This window comes from Methylopila musalis (assembly GCF_042679725.1).
GTDB lineage: Bacteria > Pseudomonadota > Alphaproteobacteria > Rhizobiales > Methylopilaceae > Methylopila > Methylopila musalis.
Map to the genome: position 1 here is coordinate 1 of NZ_JBHTMX010000366.1, position 1241 is coordinate 1241.

The 1241-nt window shown below is 74.6% G+C and carries 1 protein-coding gene and 1 pseudogene; both read right to left on the reverse strand.

Annotated features, from left to right (window positions below; all coding sequences use genetic code 11):
• Positions 1-515 (reverse strand): annotated as a pseudogene (locus ACFQ4O_RS17690) (aminodeoxychorismate synthase component I); the annotation flags it as partial.
• 115 nt (positions 516-630) lie between these two features.
• On the reverse strand, positions 631-1122 hold the full coding sequence (locus tag ACFQ4O_RS17695; RefSeq protein ID WP_378777713.1) for a prolyl-tRNA synthetase associated domain-containing protein: 492 nt from the start codon (positions 1120-1122) through the stop codon (positions 631-633).
• Positions 1123-1241 lie beyond the last annotated feature (119 nt).

The window sequence follows — 1241 nt, forward strand, 5'->3', positions numbered from 1 at the left end:
CGGGCCAGCCGGGCGAGCACGTCTTCGGCGCGCGCCGCCGCCCGCGCGGCCTTGGCCGCGGGCTCCGTCTCCGGCGCGCCGGTGGAGATCAGCCACGCCCGGTTCCGGTGATGGTCGCAGGCGATCACCCAGTCGTAGAGCCCGAGCATGGCGTCGGGCAGGCCGAGATCGTCCACCGCCGGCGCCGGCAGCCGCTCCAGCCGGCGGCCGTAATCGTAGGCGATGAAGCCGGCGGCCCCGCCCTGGAACGGCGGCAGGTCGGGATGGGCCTCGGCCCGCTGGGCGGCGAGCGCGTCGCCGAGCGCCGTCAGCGGATCGCCGTCGAGCGGCCGGCCGGCGAAGGTCGCGCCGTCATGGGCGGCCACGAGCGTCGCGTAGGGGTCGGCGGCGAGGTAGGAGTAGCGCCCGAGCTTGGCGTGCGGCATGGCGCTGTCGAGGAACACGAGGTCGGCCGCGCCCGCCAGCCGCTCCGCCAGCGCCGCCAGATCCGTCGTGTCGAGTTCGGTGATGTGCATCGTTCGCCCGCGCGGCCCGCGCCGACGCCTGAATCGATCCCGGCGCGGCGCCGGGCTTCCAACGTCACATATAAGCGGCCGTCGTCGCGCCGTCATGCGCGACGCTCAGGGCTTCTCAGGCGAGATCGAACAGCACCGGCTCGTAGCCCTGCTCGCGCAGGAAGCGGAGCAGGTCGTCCGGCCGCAGCGCGGTTGTGCGGTCGTTGCGCAAGGGGTGGACGTTGACCGTCTCCGCCGAGAGCAGCGCCCGCTCCAGACAGACCGTCACGGCGCGGCCAGCGTCGTTGACCACCGCGAGCGGCGAGACCGACCCGCTTGCGACGCCGAGCGTCTCCTGCAGCGCCTCGGCGGAGGCGAAGGACAGCCCGCCGCGGGCGCCGATCAGACCGCGCAGCGCCTTCAGGTCCAGCGCCGTGTCGTGCCGCAGCGTCACCAGAAAGAACGTGCGCTTTCCGTCGCGCAGGAACAGGTTCTTGGTGTGGGCGCCCGGCATGTCGCCGCAGACCGCCATCATCTCGTCCACGGTGAACACCGGCGCGTGCTCGCGGGTCGGAGCCTCGATCCCGAGCGCCGCGAGGGCGGCGAGCGCGTCCGTCGGCTCGGTCATGGGCGGGCCTCCCCCTCGTGATCCGGCTGAGGCGTCCGCAGGCGGGCGGCGAGGATGCGGGTCGCCTCCGCCTCGCGCGCCGCCGGCCCGCCCGTGAGGCCGGGCAGGATCGCGGCGCA

Excerpts from the sequence above, each read along its gene's own strand:
- ACFQ4O_RS17695 (WP_378777713.1), bottom strand. The coding sequence starts at position 1,122 with ATGACCGAGCCGACGGACGCGCTCGCCGCCCTCGCGGCGCTCGGGATC.